Genomic DNA, 16,841 nt, shown 5'->3' with positions numbered 1-16,841 from the left:
TAAAGAAAAACCCAGGCTCAATGCAATTTGAGCTTGGGTCTAACAATGCGGTTAATTCGTGCTACTAAACTAATTAATATCATTCTTAACCAGCCGTGTAAGGCGACTTGGTGCATGCGATATAAAGACATATAAGCAAGGCGCGCAATACGGCCTTCTATCATCATGGCGCCGCCGACTAGATTACCCATTAAACTACCTACAGTACCAAAACGACTCAGCGATATTAATGAGCCATGATCTTTATAGTGATAGTCTTTTTGTGGCTTACCGGCGATATCAGCAATAATGTTCTTTGCGACTAAACTGGCCATCTGATGCGCCGATTGTGCTCTGGGTGGCACCCATTTATTGTCTGGCAGTGGACAACCTGCACAATCACCAATAGCATAAATTTTAGCATCACGAGTGGTTTGCAATTGTTGATTAACCACTAGCTGGTTAATACGATTGTTTTCTAAGCCAGCAATATCTTTTAAAAAGTCTGGCGCTTTAATGCCAGCCGCCCAGACCATTAGTTCTGCCTCTACATGCTGCTCGTCTAACAGCAAACCGGTTTTAGTGGCGGCTGTGACTTTGGTGCTGGTGCGAACAGTCACCCCGAGCTTTGTCAATTCTTTGTGTGCAGCGAGAGCAATACGCTCGGGTAATGCGGGTAAAATACGTGGCCCAGCTTCAATTAATTGAATGTTTAGCCGGTTTTGGCGTAAATCAGCATAGCCATATAAGTTAAGTTCTGCGGCCGCATGATAGAGCTCGGCAGCGAGTTCAACACCTGTGGCGCCGGCACCAACAATAGCAATATTTAGTTTATCTTTAGGATGGGCAGGCGAGTTTAATTTTAAATACGCCATTAATAAATAATGCTGAAAGCGCTGCGCTTGTTCAGGGCTATCCAGAAAAATACAGTGTTCGGCTACGCCAGGGGTATTAAAATGGTTAGACACACTACCTATCGCCAGTACTAGGTAGTCATATTCTAGTGCCCGAGAGGCTAATACTTCTTCACCATCATCTTCAATGGGCGCGAGTATAACCTGCTGTTGGTCACGATTGATATCAGTAAGACTGCCAAGTTGAAATTCAAAGTGATGCGCTGCGGCATGAGCGCGATAACTCAGTTGATCAATTTCTACATCTAAGGTGCCGGTGGCGACTTCGTGCAATAACGGCTTCCAGATATGGGTATGGTTTTTATCCACTAGGGTGATATGAGCGCGGTTGTTGCTACCTGAGTTTCGGCCTAACTTATTGCCAAGCCGACTGGCTAATTCTAGCCCACCAGCACCACCACCGATAATAACAATGCGCGGACAGTTCATGCGCTGATCCCTTTGCAATATTGCTAGTTTAAATGAGTATGGCTGTTTATTAGAGATAAAAAAACCGGTGCTAGCACCGGTTTGATTAGATTAATTTTTTTGCCGTTTCATGGAATCAAAAAATTCATCATTGGTTTTAGTCATTAATAACCGATCGATTAAGAATTCAATACCATCGCTTTCATCCATTGGATGGATGATTTTACGTAATATCCACATTTTTTGCAGTTCTTCGGCAGAAGCTAATAGCTCTTCACGACGAGTACCAGAGCGATTAAAATCGATAGCAGGGAAAATACGACGTTCAGCAATTTTACGCGATAAGTGTAGCTCCATATTACCGGTGCCTTTAAACTCTTCGTAAATAACTTCATCCATTTTCGAGCCGGTATCTACTAAGGCCGTAGCGATAATAGTTAAGCTGCCACCTTCTTCTACATTCCGTGCTGCACCAAAGAAACGTTTCGGTTTATGTAAAGCGTTGGCATCGACACCACCGGTTAATACCTTACCTGAGCTTGGAATAACCGTGTTATAAGCACGAGCAAGACGCGTAATAGAGTCGAGTAAAATAATAACGTCTTTTTTGTGCTCAACTAAGCGTTTGGCTTTTTCAATAACCATTTCTGCCACTTGAACGTGACGACTCGCTGGCTCATCGAAGGTAGAAGCAATAACTTCACCTTTAACTAAGCGCTGCATTTCAGTTACTTCTTCTGGTCGCTCATCAATTAGCAATACCATTAACACACAGTCAGGGTGGTTAGCAGCAATTGATTGGGCGATATTTTGTAATAGGATTGTTTTACCGGCTTTTGGCGGAGCAACAATTAATCCACGTTGGCCTTTACCAATGGGTGAGGCTAAATCTAGTACACGTGCTGTAAGATCTTCACGGCTACCGTTACCACGTTCCATACGTAAACGTGAGTTGGCATGTAGCGGTGTTAAGTTTTCGAAAAGAATTTTATTGCGGGCTTGTTCAGGACGACCAAAGTTAACTTCGTTAACTTTTAATAAAGCGAAGTAACGTTCGCCTTCTTTAGGTGGTCGGATTAAACCGGCAATACTGTCACCAGTACGTAAGTTAAAGCGACGTATTTGACTTGGCGAGATATAAATATCATCTGGGCCTGCTAAGTACGAGCTATCGCCAGAGCGTAAAAAACCGAAACCGTCCTGCAGGATTTCTAGTACGCCATTACCAAATATCTCTTCGCCATTTTTAGCATGAGATTTTAAAATGGCAAAAATAATGTCTTGTTTGCGCAGGCGGGCCATATTTTCAAGGCCCTTAGACTCGGCCAATTGAACCAGTTCGTTAATTGGCTTTAGTTTCAGTTCTGTTAAATGCATATTGATGGGTTTCTTGTTGATAAAGACAGAGTAAGGCTTATCAGTTCGATGACAAAAGGTTTGAAGTGGTATTTTCGAAGGACAAGCGATGTTCAGGTTGTACAAAATGTACTGATGGCTACACTCTAGCAGCTAGAGTGGTATGCGTCTAGTGGCAGAATAAAAAAAGGCGTATAAAAATACGCCTAATTTAATACCACTTAGATATTGCTGTCTAAAAACTCTTTTAACTGAGTTTTAGATAATGCACCTACTTTGGTGGCGGCAACTTGGCCTTGTTTAAATAACAACAAGGTAGGAATGCCACGAATACCAAATTTAGGCGGCGTATTAGGGTTATGATCAATATTAACCTTAGCTACGCTGACTTTACCGCTATATTCTTTAGCAACATCTTCAAGAATTGGGGCAATCATTTTGCATGGACCACACCACTCAGCCCAAAAATCTACTAATACTGGCGTGTCTGATTTTAAAACATCGCTTTCAAAACTATCATCAGAAACCTGTAAAATATGCTCGCTCATGTATGTCTCCGCTTATACGTGCAGTTTTACTGCAAAAAAGTGTTATCAATTTAAACCTGGCTGTTCCTTATTGCAAGCGTAACGGTTATGCTTAGCGTGTATGAATAAAACTCACTTAACGTCACATAAATTCGCCGATTTCGCATTGGCACCTCAGGTCCTAGCTGCATTAGATGCAGAAGGTTACGGCTATTGTACGCCTATTCAAGCGCAATGTTTACCGCTAGCGTTAGCTGGCAAAGACATTGCAGGCCAAGCACAAACAGGTACTGGCAAAACGCTAGCCTTTTTAACAGCCACTTTCCACCACTTGCTTACCCATCCTGCTAAAAGCAGAGGTCAGCCTCGGGCGCTTATTATGGCACCTACGCGTGAGCTGGCGGTACAGATCCATCAAGATGCAAAAATGATGGCTGAAAAGTCAAATTTGCGTCTAGGTCTTATCTATGGGGGCGAAGGTTACGATACTCAACGCCAACTATTAGAAAGTGGTGTTGATATTTTAATTGGCACAACAGGTCGCTTAATTGATTATTTAAAGCAAGGCTTGTACGACTTATCACAAATTCAAGTTGTGGTACTTGATGAAGCTGATCGGATGTTCGATCTTGGTTTTATTAAAGATATCCGCTTTATGTTTAACCGTATGCCTCCAGCAACCGAACGTTTAAGTTTGCTGTTTTCTGCCACGCTATCTTATAAGGTACAAGAGCTGGCATTTGAAAAAATGAACCAACCAGAACATATTCACGTTGCCCCGGAAGAAATGACCGGTAGCCGCATTAGTGAAGAGTTATTTTATCCTTCAGATGAACATAAATTACCGTTATTACTGTCTTTAATGGAAGAAGAATGGCCAGATAAAGCCATTGTTTTTGCTAACACTAAGCATTGGTGCGAAGAAGTGCATGCTTGGTTAGAGGCAGATGGCCATCGGGTAGGTTTACTAACCGGTGATGTGATCCAGAAAAAGCGTTTACGTATTTTAGAAGACTTTAGCAGCGGTAAAATAGATGTTTTAGTAGCGACTGATGTTGCTGCGCGTGGTTTACATATTCCAAAAGTAAGCCATATATTTAATTATGATTTACCCGACGACTGCGAAGACTATGTGCACCGTATTGGTCGTACTGGCCGCGCAGGTGAAAGTGGCAAGGCAATTAGTTTTGCTTGTGAGCGCTATGCCCTTAATTTAACCGCCATTGAAGATTATATTCGTCACTCAGTACCAGTGACTCAATATGATGCGACAGCGCTGTTAGATGACTTAAAAGTACCTAAACCGCGAGCGCGTCGTCGCTCATCTGCGCAAGCACGCAGTACCGGTCGCAGTACTGCAGGACGCAGTAGTCATGGTTCAAGACCACCTCGTAACCGACCTCGCTAATCTAGCTAGCTTACCTGAGCAGTCATCGCATCAAGATATTTATGCGGTGATTGATTTAGGTTCGAACAGCTTTCACATGTTAATGGTGAAAGTTGTTGCTGGCTCAGTACAAGTTATTGGCCGAGTTAAGCGTAAAGTGCGCTTAGCTGCAGGTTTAAATCAACAGCAAATACTCCATCTTGATGCCATGACCCGTGGCTGGGAATGTTTAGCCTTATTTGCTGAGCGTTTGCAAGATATACCCGCAGAAAACATCCGAATTGTTGGTACCGCTACATTACGTTTAGCTAAAAATGCTGATCGATTTTTGCAGCATGCTGAAACCATTATTGGTCAAAAAATTCAGGTTATTAGCGGTGAAGAAGAAGCACGTATCATTTATCTTGGCGTGGCGCATACTTCCACTAATCACCGTAAGCGTTTAGTCATTGATATTGGTGGCGCAAGTACCGAAGTGATAGTGGGTGAAGGCTATACGCCGGCACTATTGGTCAGTTTAAATATGGGCTGCGTGACCTATTTAGAGCAATACTTTGCTGATCATGTCTTAACGGCTGCTCATTTTAATCAGGCCATTACTGCGGCTGAACTACTGATCCAAGATATTGTAAAACCTTACCGCCAACATGGCTGGCAATTAGCGTTGGGCGCGTCAGGTACGGTACAGGCAGTGCAAGAAATATTAATTGCCCAAGGTACAGATGAGCATATTACCCTAGCGCGATTAGAGTTAATTATGCAGCAAGCTATTGCTTGTCAGCATATATCTCGGTTGGCTATTACCGGTTTAGCTCAAGATCGTAAGTTAGCCTTTGCGTCTGGCTTAGCCATTTTAATTGCTTTGTTTCGCCAACTGAATATTAAAACCATGATTTTATCAGGTGGTGCTTTGCGTGAGGGGGTACTGTATAGCTTGTTGCCACAGTTACATCAAAATGATGTCCGTAATCGTACGGTACAAAGCCTAATGGTGCGCTATTTTATTGATCAGCAGCAAGCACAACGGGTCGCTGAAGTGGCAGCCGATTTAGCGTTACAACTTGAACCTAGTTGGGACTTAAAGTGTTTTGATGGTCACAATTTATTGCACAGTAGTGCTTTAATTCATGAAATTGGCTTATTAATTGAGTATAAAAACCATCATCATCATGGTGCTTATATTATTACTCATACTGAGTTACCGGGTTTTACGCGGGCCCAGCAGCAACTGCTGATGGCGTTAGTGCATAATCACCGAGCCGATATCAATGATAAGATAATTGCCAATCAAACCATGACCTCAGTGCTACTGGCACAGCGTTTAACCCGAATTTTACGCTTAGCAGTTATTCTGTCTATGCGCCGTCGAGATGAAGTTTTACCTCAAGTTAGCATTAGTAGCGACAGCGAAAAGCTATTATTAACCCTGCCGGACAGTTGGTTAGAGCAACATCCATTGATGTCTGCAGAATTAGAGCAAGAAATACAATATCAGCAATTAGCTGGTTGGCATTTGACGATTAGTTAACGCTTTAACGGTTTGATAAATCAAGTTAGCTAATAGTTATTAAAGATAAGCTCGGTAAAAATTACCGAGCTTATCGGTATAAACTGCCGATTTAGGAGCAACTATTCATTTCTACATACACAGCTACTACAACAAATATTACTCAATTGCTAAACAATAATTCGGCTTATTGCTGTCGAGGCGCTGCTTAACTGTAACGATAGCTTGCAATAACACAGACTACTTTATTTTGTAATACCACAAGCAATACGCTCGCCACCACCACCTAAAGGTTTAGGCTGATCAGAAAAATTATCACCACCTTGATGGATAACTAAAGCGCGGCCTTCTAAGTCAGCGAGCTTAAGATGAGGCGCAATTATTGTCTGGTTGGCATTACCATCATTATCGACAGTGAGAAGCGGTAAATCTCCTTTATGACCATTACCACCCGGGCCATTGTGTAAGTCACTACTTGTTGGATCATAATGTCCGCCTGCTGCGGCTGCAGGCGATTTATCTTGGCTTTGGCCTGGGCCACAATCAGGGTTTTGATGGACATGAAAGCCGTGTTCGCCAGGTGTTAAGCCTTGTAAGTTGGTTTTAAAATAAAGTCCTTCCGCGCCATCTTCAGCTGTAATGGTACCTATTTTTTCAGCTACACCCTGGGCAGACACTCGATGTATATCGAAGTTAAGTATTATCGCTTTTTTTTGCTCGGCTAATATTCTATCCGGTACGGGGGTTGATATCGTCTCAGTATTATCTGGCATACATGCAGTGAGTAAGCCGGTGCTTAAAATTGAGAAAACAATAAATTGCAGTTTCATAGATGCTCCTTAGCGATAAATAGCTATTAAGAATGATCAAGTTGCGGCTACCACTGCTGCCACTGGGTAAAGCTTGCTGTATATATACAAGCAAGCTTTAAGCCAGAGTTTTTTATGAATAAATTGGAATATTGAAGCAGGAACGATAAGCAAACAATGCTTGGCTGCCGCCGGTATGTAAAAACAATACTGTGCTGTTGGGTTTTAGCTGGCCGCTGTGGACTAAGTCGATAAGGCCTGCCATGGCTTTACCGGTATAAACCGGATCTAATAGTAGGCCTTCTTGTTGCGCTAATAATTTAATGGCGCTTTCACTGACACTAGAGCTAATACCATAGCCTTCACCATAATAGTCGCCATTAGTATGTACTCGATTTTTTGCAAGTGCTGGGTCAAGCTGTAAGGCCTGCAGAACTTGGCGTAATAGCTGTTCAACAAGTGGGTTTTGCTCTGTTACGGGTCTGCTAACGTTAATGCCCAATACTGGAATATCTGAATCCGCGGCAATTAAACCGGCTAATAAGCCTGCTTGTGTACCGGCACTGCCTGTGGCTAGCACGATGTGATCAACGCGATGTTGTTGCTGGTTTATCTGCTGTACTAACTCGTAAGCACATTGCACATAGCCCATGCTACCAATAACATTGGAACCGCCAATAGGGATTAAGTAAGGTTTTTTACCAGTTGACGTTAATTCATTTATCCGCTGTTGTGCGAATTGTTGGCAGTCATCATTTATACTCAGTTTATGCACAGTCGCACCGCATAAACTATTTAATAAAATATTGCCGTTTTCAGAGTAATTATCAGTTGGCGCACCGGCGACATCTTGTAATATAAGTTCACAATCAAAACCAAACTTGGCTGCCGCTGCAGCCGTTTGACGAGCATGATTAGACTGAATACCCCCGATAGTAATTAACGTATCTGCCTGGTGTTTTTGGGCATCTGCTAGCAAGTATTCTAATTTACGGGTTTTATTACCGCCACCCGCTAAGCCGGTACAGTCATCACGCTTAATTAAAAGCTTAATACCTAATAAGCTAGACATTCTAGCCGCAACCTCTAAGGGAGTCGGCTGATGACTAAGGACTAATTTAGTAAAATTTTGGCTGAGCTGAGCAAAAGGGATCATGACGTACCTACTATTTAGCTTGCTGTAACCAGATGGCGGCTTTTTTAGCAAAATAGGTTAAAATACCATCAGCACCGGCACGTTTAAAGGCCAGTAACGACTCCATTACGACAGGCTGCTCGGCTAACCAACCGTTTTGAAATGCTGCCATATGCATCGCATATTCGCCACTAACCTGATAGGCGAAGGTTGGCACACAAAATTCATCTTTGACTCTGCGCACCACATCTAAATAAGGCATACCGGGTTTAACCATAACCATATCAGCACCTTCCTCTAGATCTTGGGCAACTTCGTGCAAAGCTTCATCACTGTTTGCCGGGTCCATTTGATAAGTTTTTTTATCAGCACCTTTTAAGTTGCCTGATGAGCCAACTGCATCCCGAAAAGGACCATAGTAATGTGAAGCATATTTTGCAGAGTAAGCCATAATACGGGCATTAACAAAACCAGCATCTTCTAGTGCTTCACGGATAGCGCCAATTCGACCATCCATCATATCGGATGGAGCGATTATATCGGCACCGGCAGCAGCATGAGATAATGCTTGTTTTACTAAGGCTTCAGTCGTGATGTCGTTTAAAACATAGCCATTTTCATCAATAATGCCATCTTGGCCGTGCGTAGTGTAAGGATCGAGTGCGACATCGGTAATAATGCCAAGCTCGGGGCAATGCTGCTTTAATAACCTAACAGCGCGCTGCATTAAGCCATCTGGATGCCATGCATATTCGGCGTCTAATGATTTAATTTCAGCTGGCGTAACAGGGAATAAAGCAATGGCTGGAATGCCTAGCTCAACCAGTTGTTTGGCTTCAATTAATAATAAATCTACACTCAGACGTTCAATACCCGGCATTGAAGCAATGCTTTCACGTTGATTCTCACCTTCAATAATAAAGATGGGGTAGATTAAATCTTTTACCGTTAATTGATTTTCAGCCATCATATCGCGGCTAAAAGTATTTGCGCGCATACGACGCAGCCGACTGGCGGGGAAATAACGGTTAGTGTTCATGTATAACTCCTGATATTGCAGACTACTCTGTACTGGGTAATTGCGGATAAACCTGATTACGGCCATTGGTTTTGCTTTGATATAAGGCTTTATCAGCCTGGCCAACATATTCTTTAATGCAGCTTTCACTGGTTGCCGTTGCCGCATAGCAACCGACACTTATGGTAATATTCAGAGCCGGCTCTTGGCTAATAAGTGCTGTGGTATTAAGTTGCTGGCGAATAGATTCGGCTAGATTAACGGCCCCGGCTATTTCTGTATTGGGTAAAATAATAGCGAACTCATCACCGCCGTAACGGCACAGTTTATCACTTGCCCGTTTCAACTGTTGCTGTATTAACCAAACAAGGTTCTTTATCACCAAATCACCTACTAAATGACCGCTCTGATCATTAATGGTTTTAAAGTGATCAATATCGATAAAGATTAACGCCAAGGAGGTTTGCTCACGCCTGCTGCGATTAATTTCAGCCGCCATTTGTTGATCAAAATAACTACGATTATAGGCGTTGGATAAACTGTCAATTAGCGATTGTTGCTGCAAAATATAATTTTTTTCAGCCAATTCATTTAAAGTTATTTGTAATTCAAAACTGTGACTACGTAATTCTGCGGCTTGCGTTGTCATCTGTTGTTGCTGGCGATGTAACAACCACCATGCCAAAGGTATCACTATACAAATCGCTAAAATGTTTCCAGCAATAAAGTAGTACCATAGCTCAGTCATGCTCTGGCCTTGGCATAAAACCAAACAGTCGTTGGCTATTTTGCCAAGTTAATGTTGAGATATCGCTTACCGAGCAGTGTTTTAATTCGGCCACTTTTTCAGCCACATAGCTAATATAAGCGGGCTCATTGCGGCGTGAATTAGGTTTTGGTTGGATATTTTTTGGCATTAAAAAAGGCGCATCGGTTTCTAATAACAATCTGTCATTGGGAATATAAGCAATAGCTTGTTGCAGTTCAGCGCCACGTTTATCGTCGCAAACCCAACCGGTTATACCAATATATAAACCTAAATCCAGATAAGCACGCAACTGTTGGACATTACCGGTAAAGCAATGCGCGACGCCGTGCTGAATATTGTGTTGCTTTAACATGGCAATTTGGGTGTCAAAAGCGTCTCGCTCATGCAGATAAACCGCTTTATTATATTGCACGGCTAATTGTAATTGCTCGGCAAACACTTGCTGTTGTTGTGGTCGAGGTGAAAAATCACGATTAAAGTCTAGCCCGCACTCACCAATCGCCACCACAGAGTCAGCGCTAAGCAGTTGAGTCAATTGCTGTAACCAGTTGTCGGTTACTTGTGCTGCGTAATGCGGATGCACGCCAGCGGTTGTTACTAGACTTAAACTGGTCTGTTGCTGAGCTTGCTGAAGGCAAAATTGTAAGTTTTGCTCAGACTCTGCTAGGTCACTACCAATTAACAGTAAATGCTTAACCCCGGCAGCGGTGGCGCGTTCCAACACAAGTGGCCGATCGGCGGCAAATTGCTCACTAAATAAATTAACGCCAACATCACACCATAAGGTCATGTTTTAATGCCAGATTATTGATTGCGACGGATTTTAATGGTGCGGTTGTTTTTGTCATTAGCCAACACAAATGAATTAAAGATGCCGCGCTTAATACTATGGCGTTCGCCAACAGCGATAGGGTAATAATCGTTACCTTGTTGCCGCCATTGTTGACCATTAGCAAACTCAACTTGCAGCTCGTCATGGGCGCTGTAACTAAAGCTTTTAACTGTAACATGTATTAAATCAGCGTCTTGTTCTTTTTGTTTGTGTTCAAGACCAAAACTATTGTCTGTGTTAGTGTCGGTTTTAGGCTGAATTGCTGTCGGAACTGTTGCCAGAGCTTGGCTCTTTGTGGCGACAGTAGATGAAGCACCTACTGCTGAATCAACATTAATAGCATCGTAGCAAAGTAAGCGTTTTAAGGCATTTTGCTCGGCACGACATAACTCCAAAGCTTGTTCTGTTGGTACAGCAGCACTTACGGTAGTGACAACTAAGCCTAAGCTAATTAAAAGGTACTTCATATTTTGTCTTCCTGTTGTTCGGTATCAACTGCCGGTTGATAAAACCGACTAAGAATCAATCCTAATTCAAATAATAACCACATGGGTAAGGCTAACAAAGTTTGCGATATCACATCGGGGGGTGTTAGGAGCATACCTAAAATAAAGGCACCAACAACAATATAGGGTCGCTTTTGCGCTAAAGCATCACGGGTAGTGGCGCCGGTCCAGACTAATAATAAAATGGCGACTGGAATTTCAAAAGATAAACCAAAAGCAAAAAATAGCTTTAGCACAAAGTCTAAATAGCTGCTGATATCGGTGGCTATGGTGACACCTTCAGGTGCCACACTGGTAAAGAAACTAAAGACTAAGGGAAATACAATAAAATAAGCAAAGGCAATGCCGCTATAAAACAATAAAGTGCTGCTAATAACTAACGGCGCCATTAAGCGCTTTTCCCGCTTATATAAAGCAGGTGCAATAAACTGCCAAATTTGTAATAAAATAAAAGGTATGGCTAAACATATAGCGACAATAAAGGTTAGTTTAAACGGCGCAAAAAAGGGTGCTGCAACATCCGTTGCAATCATGCTGCTATTTTCGGGTAAGACCGCCATTAACGGCATGGCCAGCCAATGATAAATTTCTTGGGCAAAGGCGGCTAAAGCAGCAAATACTAGCACGACAGCAATAATACACTTAAGCAGTCTATTACGGAGTTCGATTAAGTGGCCTAGAAGGCTCTGGCTGTTAGAGTTTTGGCTCATGCGGTGTCGTTGACTCGGTTTTAACATTAGGTTTGTTACCTGACAGCGGGCTAGTGACATCGGCTGCGGCTTGTTTTAACTCGCTTAATGCTGATTGCTCTTCAGACGTAAGGTTAGTTAAGCCTTTTTCTTCAGCACTTTTTAGTTTTTGATGTAACTCATGGACACGCAGGTTTTCACTTAACTCAGCTTGCATTTGTTGGCTAAATTGTTTTACACCACGAATGGTTTTATGTACTGAGCGCAATGCGCCAGGCAACCGCTCTGGTCCCAAAACCAAAAGCGCGACTACACCAATAACAACCAGCTCCCAGAATCCCATATGGTTAGACTTTGGTTTTATCTTTGCTAGCAGCGTTGTTTGGTTGCTGTTCGCTAGTGTCGGTCGACTTTTCGGCTAGTTGAGCACTATCTTTATCTTCTTCTTTTGCTGGCTCGTCTTTAATTGAGCTGCGAAAGCCTTTAATCGCATCACCTAAATCGGTACCGATACCACGCAGTTTTTTAGTACCAAATAATAATACAATTATGGCCAATACGATTAGTAACTGCCAAATACTTACACCACCGATGCCCATATCTTATCCTTTATTTAAATTGCTATTGCTTATTATAGCAACGATTAATAGTGATAACCTTAATCTCAGCTTATGCAGTCCATGCTTTTAAGGTAAAAACGATACTTATTACCAATAATGGCGCTGCCAGCCAAGGGTTTGCGAAACTGAATACTATACTAGCACTGATTATACTTGCTGCAGCTAAGGTTGCCGCAACTATTTGTTGCCTAGTTTTCCGTTGTTGCAGAGCTACTTGCTGCAGCTGTTTTAACAGTTGGCGCTGCTGTGCTGGGCCTTGCTCTAAATATTGATGTAACAACGTTGGCATTTGCGGTAACTTTTCCGCCCAATATGGCAAGTTTTCTTTTATTTGTCGCCAAATTGCCGGTACACCAATTTGTTGTTGCATCCAGTTTTCTAAAAAAGGTTTAGCCGTTTTCCATAAATCAAGCTGAGGATAAAGCTGTCGACCGAGCCCTTCAACATACAATAGGGTTTTTTGTAATAACACTAATTGTGGTTGTACTTGCATATTAAAACGTTGCGCCGTGCTAAACAGGTTTAGCAGTACATGGCCAAAGGAGATTTCTGCTAGTGGTTTTTGAAATATTGGCTCGCAGACCGTGCGGATGGCACTTTCAAACTCTTCCACCTTAGTTTCTGCGGGTACCCAGCCAGAATCAACATGCAGTTGCGCCACTTTTCGATAGTCACGATTAAAAAATGCGACAAAGTTTTCAGCTAAATAGCGTTTATCTTCGGGATTTAAAGTGCCGACAATACCGCAGTCTATACCAATGTACTTAGGGTTATAGGGGGTTTCAAAGGAGACAAATATATTGCCTGGATGCATATCGGCATGGAAAAAGCTGTCACGAAAAACTTGAGTGAAAAATACTTCAACACCGCGCTTGGCCAATAACTCCATATCCGTGCCTTGCGCTTCTAACGCTTTAATATCGGATACTGGAATACCATAAATACGCTCCATAACCATAACATTGCTGCGACTGTGCTCAGTATAAACAAACGGAATATACAACGAATCTGAGTCGGCAAAGTTGCGCCGCAATTGGATGGCGTTGGCTGCTTCACGATTTAAGTCCAGTTCATCTAGAATAGTTTTTTTATACTCTTGTACCACTTCGCGCGGACGTAATCTTTTACCGTCGGGCAATAAACGCCGAGCAACATCGGCTAAGGTGTCCATTAACGCTAAGTCGGCAACGATTTGCTGGCGTACATCGGGCCGAATAACCTTAATTACCACATCGGCTAATTCGCCGTCTGCCAGTATTAATTTAGCCGTATGAACTTGAGCAATTGAAGCTGAAGCTAAAGGTGTTTGTTCAAAATCGACAAACAGCTGATCAATACTGTTAATACCTAATGCTTTTTCAATCATGGTTTGGGCGGTTTCACCGCAAAATGCCGGCACTTTATCTTGCAGCTTGGCTAGCTCGTCAACTAAATGGGCGGGAAATAAATCGCGACGAGTGGACAGCATTTGGCCAAACTTAACCCAGACAGGTCCTAAGCTTTGTAAGGCTAAGCGTAACCTAACGCCTACTGGTTGATCAGGGTGCTGATTACGCAACCAAAATAAGCTGCGTCTGGCTAATCGAGCATACCAAGGCTGCCATTGTGGCGGGATTAGCTCATCTAAGCCGTATTGTAGTAACGTTTTTTGAATTAAGTAAAACCGGCTAACGCGCACTATGGCTCCTGATACTTATTTAGCTGTTGTTGCAATAATGCCACTCGCGCTGAGATTTCGCTGACATGCTGACTAAAATGAGCTAATTCAATCGACGTTGGGCTAAGTAAAAGCTCGTCCTGGGCTAGCTCTGTTGCCAGCTGTTGCAACTGCTGGCTTTGTTCTATTATATAGTGCTGCACTTGCTGTAAAACGCTAGCGATACGGTGGGCAGCGGCATCACCAACATAGACCGATAGCGCTTGTGGCCAGTCAGGATCTAGCTGCTGAAAAAACCGACTAAATTGCTGGGCAACGTTAATATCACCGTCAATTTGTAACGCATCGGCTTTAATTAATCGGGTCAGTTGGCTTGGATCGCGTAATAATTTCAGGCTGGCTAAATCAGTGCTAATAGCACAGTCTGTCGGTTCGTTATGCTGATTAAATAATAAAGCATCCGCGGTGGCGGTAATAACCAGAGTAAGAGGCCATTCGCATAGCGTAAATGACAGTTGTTTGCCTTGCAGCCTGATTAAGCGTTGTTTAGCGTTAGGATCTAAATTAATAATGCCCGCCACAGCGGTTTCTGCAGCAGCGCATAACAATTGTGGCAGCAGCGGCAACATTAGAATTTGTACCCGCGATGTAATGCGACAATACCACCGGTAAGATTATGATAACTGACTTCAGCGAAACCGGCTTGTTGCATCATGTCTTTTAACGTTTCTTGATCGGGATGCATGCGTATGGATTCAGCTAAATATTGATAACTTTCTTTATCATTAGCCACTAATTGGCCTATGACAGGTAGCAATTTAAAAGAATATAAATCATACGCTTTACTTAACCATTGTTGTTCTGGTTTAGAGAACTCTAGCACTAATAAGCGGCCACCCGGTTTTAGTACTCGAAACATTGAACGTAAAGCCGCGTCTTTATCGGTGACATTACGTAAGCCAAAACCAATAGTGATAACATCAAAGCTATTATCGGCAAAAGGTAAGGCTTCGGCATTAGCTTGTACATATTCAATATTGTTGACTAAACCTAGATCGCGAAGTTTATCGCGACCCACGTTAAGCATAGAGGCATTTATATCGGCTAAAACCACTTTACCCGTAGGGCCAACTCGTTTTGAAAATAATGCGGTAATATCACCCGTACCACCGGCTAAATCTAGTACCTGCTGGCCAGGGCGTACGCCACTGCAATCTAAAGTAAATCGCTTCCATAATCTGTGCACACCAAATGACATTAAATCGTTCATAACGTCATATTTAGCAGCAACAGAATGGAACACATCGGCCACCATTGAGACCTTTTGTTTGGCTTCAACTGTTTTATAACCAAAATGAGTAGTGTTATTATCTTGCTGATTCATCGAACCGACCTATTAGATCTAAAGAGTGACTAGTGTAAGAGATAAAGGCTTAGCAGCCAACTTATCTAGCGTAATATACTACTATGTTCTGAATTGAGATCAATTATTCACCGGCAACCATAGCTTCGCTAGCGATTTGGTTTTGGCCCGCTTGTTGGGCTATGTGCAGAACGGATGCTGAGCGGGCAAGGAATTGGTACCAATTTTCTGTGGCGTCATATAAACAGACACCTAATGATAGCGTTACTTTTGCTAATGCTTGTTGATTGCGCGCAGAAACAAAGCGCAGCTTAGCAACTTGAGTTCTGACTGAGTGCGCAACTTCATTGGCACTACGTAAGTCAATATCAGGCAATAATAGTAAAAACTCATCCGCACTGGTTCGCACAGCAATACCACTGGCTTGTATAAAGCTACTAATCTTATTACTAATTTTACTTAGCACTATATCGCCGACAGCATCCCCATATTGCTGATTAAAGTTGTTGAATTGATCTAGGCTAATTGCAATAGCCGCAATATTGCGCTCCGGTTGCTCTGACAACCAGATATCCACTTGATTATGCATAGCTGCACGATTATATAAGCCAGTAAGTGGGTCGCGTAATCGCTGTTGCTTTAATTGCTCCAGCTCATCGCGTAACTGATGGCTGTGTTGATTAGCAAGTAACAATTGCTGTTGTAGCTGTTGTTGTTGATGCTGGATTTGCGTCGTTGCTTGCTGTAATTGATTAACAACTTTAGCCACGGAGGGCTCCGGCGTTAATTGTTGTAAATTGACGAGCTGAGCATTAATGGTATTTAAATAAAGACTGATATTTTCAGCTGCAACATCGGTGTTAGCGGACAAGCGATTCAGCATGCCGGTTGCTTGATAAACAATATGTTCATGCTGCTGACTAACGGGTGTTAAATAACGGTTATAGAGTTCGGTCATGCTAAAATTATCAAACCGAGCGTTAGCGGTGATTTTTTGTTCAATACTTTGACAAAGTTCAGTATTACTTTTACTTACATACTCATAGCACACCGTATAATTAATGGGATTAGCAGGCAAAAAGTTTTGCTGCATAAATGCATTAACGGTCACTGCTTTAGTTTTAGCTTGGGCAAATGTATCTTGATACTTCAAGGTGGATAACCTTACTTACAACAATAAGTTATTCATTACCGGTTAATTAATACTTTTATACTACTCCAATTCATCTTGCTGACAACCGCTTAATAACAAAAAGTAGTAATTAAACTTAAAAACAACCATTTAATGAATAAATTATTACTAAAGGTCAGCATTTATTCCTTTACTGAGTCTATGAAAACAGGTCAACAGCATGCTATTGCCGT

18 protein-coding genes are annotated in these 16,841 nt (G+C 42.3%); 2 read left to right on the top strand and 16 right to left on the bottom strand.

Translation table 11 applies throughout. The features are described 5' to 3' along the window. Positions 1 to 17 precede the first annotated feature (17 nt). The 3 genes from BI198_RS00675 to trxA all read right to left on the bottom strand — a co-directional run bounded on the left by BI198_RS00675 (position 18) and on the right by trxA (position 3,205). Complete coding sequence (locus tag BI198_RS00675) at positions 18 to 1,322, bottom strand: NAD(P)/FAD-dependent oxidoreductase (RefSeq protein WP_070047810.1); 1,305 nt, start codon at positions 1,320 to 1,322, stop codon at positions 18 to 20. Between the two features lie 90 nt (positions 1,323 to 1,412). Further along, positions 1,413 to 2,678, bottom strand: a complete 1,266-nt coding sequence (gene rho / locus BI198_RS00670; RefSeq protein ID WP_070047809.1) for a transcription termination factor Rho — start codon at positions 2,676 to 2,678, stop codon at positions 1,413 to 1,415. A gap of 200 nt (positions 2,679 to 2,878) precedes the next feature. Further along, positions 2,879 to 3,205, bottom strand: coding sequence for a thioredoxin TrxA (gene trxA / locus BI198_RS00665; protein ID WP_070047808.1), 327 nt, complete (start codon positions 3,203 to 3,205; stop codon positions 2,879 to 2,881). Positions 3,206 to 3,305: 100 nt separating this feature from the next. Between trxA and rhlB the strand changes: the two genes are divergently transcribed. Continuing rightward, positions 3,306 to 4,592, top strand: a complete 1,287-nt coding sequence (rhlB, locus tag BI198_RS00660) for an ATP-dependent RNA helicase RhlB (protein WP_070047807.1) — start codon at positions 3,306 to 3,308, stop codon at positions 4,590 to 4,592. Beyond that, on the top strand, positions 4,558 to 6,099 hold the full coding sequence (gppA, locus tag BI198_RS00655) for a guanosine-5'-triphosphate,3'-diphosphate diphosphatase (RefSeq protein WP_083256521.1): 1,542 nt from the start codon (positions 4,558 to 4,560) through the stop codon (positions 6,097 to 6,099). The genes rhlB and gppA overlap by 35 nt, the downstream gene beginning before the upstream one ends. A 224-nt stretch (positions 6,100 to 6,323) precedes the next feature. On the opposite strand, the gene sodC is transcribed toward gppA, so the two are convergent. From sodC to BI198_RS00590, 13 genes are all read right to left on the bottom strand, one after another. Further along, positions 6,324 to 6,908: a superoxide dismutase family protein gene (gene sodC, locus BI198_RS00650; protein WP_201243373.1), complete on the bottom strand. Its 585-nt coding sequence runs from the start codon at positions 6,906 to 6,908 to the stop codon at positions 6,324 to 6,326. A gap of 112 nt (positions 6,909 to 7,020) precedes the next feature. Then, the gene (locus BI198_RS00645) at positions 7,021 to 8,043 is read right to left on the bottom strand and encodes a D-cysteine desulfhydrase family protein (RefSeq protein ID WP_070047806.1); all 1,023 of its coding nucleotides are present in this window, start codon (positions 8,041 to 8,043) and stop codon (positions 7,021 to 7,023) included. Between the two features lie 10 nt (positions 8,044 to 8,053). Next, positions 8,054 to 9,061 carry a porphobilinogen synthase gene (gene hemB / locus BI198_RS00640; RefSeq protein ID WP_070047805.1) on the bottom strand — a complete coding sequence of 336 codons (1,008 nt, stop codon included), beginning with the start codon at positions 9,059 to 9,061 and terminating at the stop codon, positions 8,054 to 8,056. A gap of 22 nt (positions 9,062 to 9,083) precedes the next feature. After that, entirely contained in the window at positions 9,084 to 9,788 is a 705-nt protein-coding gene (locus BI198_RS00635; RefSeq protein ID WP_070047804.1) for a GGDEF domain-containing protein, read from the bottom strand. Then, positions 9,781 to 10,599: a TatD family hydrolase gene (locus BI198_RS00630; protein ID WP_070047803.1), complete on the bottom strand. Its 819-nt coding sequence runs from the start codon at positions 10,597 to 10,599 to the stop codon at positions 9,781 to 9,783. The genes BI198_RS00635 and BI198_RS00630 overlap by 8 nt, the downstream gene beginning before the upstream one ends. A gap of 14 nt (positions 10,600 to 10,613) precedes the next feature. Beyond that, on the bottom strand, positions 10,614 to 11,108 hold the full coding sequence (locus BI198_RS00625; protein ID WP_070047802.1) for a hypothetical protein: 495 nt from the start codon (positions 11,106 to 11,108) through the stop codon (positions 10,614 to 10,616). After that, the gene (gene tatC / locus BI198_RS00620) at positions 11,105 to 11,884 is read right to left on the bottom strand and encodes a twin-arginine translocase subunit TatC (protein ID WP_394331514.1); all 780 of its coding nucleotides are present in this window, start codon (positions 11,882 to 11,884) and stop codon (positions 11,105 to 11,107) included. The genes BI198_RS00625 and tatC overlap by 4 nt, the downstream gene beginning before the upstream one ends. After that, complete coding sequence (gene tatB / locus BI198_RS00615; RefSeq protein ID WP_070047800.1) at positions 11,841 to 12,179, bottom strand: Sec-independent protein translocase protein TatB; 339 nt, start codon at positions 12,177 to 12,179, stop codon at positions 11,841 to 11,843. Before tatB ends, tatC begins: the two co-directional genes overlap by 44 nt. A gap of 4 nt (positions 12,180 to 12,183) precedes the next feature. Further along, positions 12,184 to 12,435: a twin-arginine translocase TatA/TatE family subunit gene (gene tatA, locus BI198_RS00610; RefSeq protein WP_070047799.1), complete on the bottom strand. Its 252-nt coding sequence runs from the start codon at positions 12,433 to 12,435 to the stop codon at positions 12,184 to 12,186. 70 nt (positions 12,436 to 12,505) lie between these two features. Next, a complete protein-coding gene (gene ubiB, locus BI198_RS00605; RefSeq protein WP_070047798.1) occupies positions 12,506 to 14,134 on the bottom strand; it encodes a ubiquinone biosynthesis regulatory protein kinase UbiB in 1,629 nt (542 codons plus the stop codon). Beyond that, positions 14,134 to 14,742 (bottom strand): ubiquinone biosynthesis accessory factor UbiJ, encoded by a 609-nt coding sequence (locus BI198_RS00600; protein WP_070047797.1) that lies wholly within the window; start codon positions 14,740 to 14,742, stop codon positions 14,134 to 14,136. The genes ubiB and BI198_RS00600 overlap by 1 nt, the downstream gene beginning before the upstream one ends. Continuing rightward, positions 14,742 to 15,497: a bifunctional demethylmenaquinone methyltransferase/2-methoxy-6-polyprenyl-1,4-benzoquinol methylase UbiE gene (ubiE, locus tag BI198_RS00595; RefSeq protein WP_070047796.1), complete on the bottom strand. Its 756-nt coding sequence runs from the start codon at positions 15,495 to 15,497 to the stop codon at positions 14,742 to 14,744. Before ubiE ends, BI198_RS00600 begins: the two co-directional genes overlap by 1 nt. 103 nt (positions 15,498 to 15,600) lie before the next feature. Then, positions 15,601 to 16,629, bottom strand: coding sequence for a GGDEF domain-containing protein (locus BI198_RS00590; RefSeq protein ID WP_070047795.1), 1,029 nt, complete (start codon positions 16,627 to 16,629; stop codon positions 15,601 to 15,603). Positions 16,630 to 16,841: the final 212 nt, after the last annotated feature.

Origin of the sequence: Rheinheimera salexigens (assembly GCF_001752395.1) — a bacterium.
Classification (GTDB): Bacteria; Pseudomonadota; Gammaproteobacteria; order Enterobacterales; family Alteromonadaceae; genus Alishewanella; species Alishewanella salexigens.
The sequence above is the reverse complement of the archived record's forward strand: the minus strand, read 5'-3'. Positions and strand labels throughout refer to the sequence as shown.

What these genes read in the sequence shown, in the direction of transcription:
- BI198_RS00675 (WP_070047810.1), bottom strand. Translation starts at nt 1,322, where the DNA reads ATGAACTGTCCGCGCATTGTTATTATCGGTGGTGGTGCTGGTGGGCTA.
- rho (WP_070047809.1), bottom strand. Translation starts at nt 2,678, where the DNA reads ATGCATTTAACAGAACTGAAACTAAAGCCAATTAACGAACTGGTTCAA.
- trxA (WP_070047808.1), bottom strand. Translation starts at nt 3,205, where the DNA reads ATGAGCGAGCATATTTTACAGGTTTCTGATGATAGTTTTGAAAGCGAT.
- rhlB (WP_070047807.1), top strand. Translation starts at nt 3,306, where the DNA reads ATGAATAAAACTCACTTAACGTCACATAAATTCGCCGATTTCGCATTG.
- gppA (WP_083256521.1), top strand. Translation starts at nt 4,558, where the DNA reads ATGGTTCAAGACCACCTCGTAACCGACCTCGCTAATCTAGCTAGCTTA.
- sodC (WP_201243373.1), bottom strand. Translation starts at nt 6,908, where the DNA reads ATGAAACTGCAATTTATTGTTTTCTCAATTTTAAGCACCGGCTTACTC.
- BI198_RS00645 (WP_070047806.1), bottom strand. Translation starts at nt 8,043, where the DNA reads ATGATCCCTTTTGCTCAGCTCAGCCAAAATTTTACTAAATTAGTCCTT.
- hemB (WP_070047805.1), bottom strand. Translation starts at nt 9,061, where the DNA reads ATGAACACTAACCGTTATTTCCCCGCCAGTCGGCTGCGTCGTATGCGC.
- BI198_RS00635 (WP_070047804.1), bottom strand. Translation starts at nt 9,788, where the DNA reads ATGACTGAGCTATGGTACTACTTTATTGCTGGAAACATTTTAGCGATT.
- BI198_RS00630 (WP_070047803.1), bottom strand. Translation starts at nt 10,599, where the DNA reads ATGACCTTATGGTGTGATGTTGGCGTTAATTTATTTAGTGAGCAATTT.
- BI198_RS00625 (WP_070047802.1), bottom strand. Translation starts at nt 11,108, where the DNA reads ATGAAGTACCTTTTAATTAGCTTAGGCTTAGTTGTCACTACCGTAAGT.
- tatC (WP_394331514.1), bottom strand. Translation starts at nt 11,884, where the DNA reads ATGTTAAAACCGAGTCAACGACACCGCATGAGCCAAAACTCTAACAGC.
- tatB (WP_070047800.1), bottom strand. Translation starts at nt 12,179, where the DNA reads ATGGGATTCTGGGAGCTGGTTGTTATTGGTGTAGTCGCGCTTTTGGTT.
- tatA (WP_070047799.1), bottom strand. Translation starts at nt 12,435, where the DNA reads ATGGGCATCGGTGGTGTAAGTATTTGGCAGTTACTAATCGTATTGGCC.
- BI198_RS00600 (WP_070047797.1), bottom strand. Translation starts at nt 14,742, where the DNA reads ATGTTGCCGCTGCTGCCACAATTGTTATGCGCTGCTGCAGAAACCGCT.
- ubiE (WP_070047796.1), bottom strand. Translation starts at nt 15,497, where the DNA reads ATGAATCAGCAAGATAATAACACTACTCATTTTGGTTATAAAACAGTT.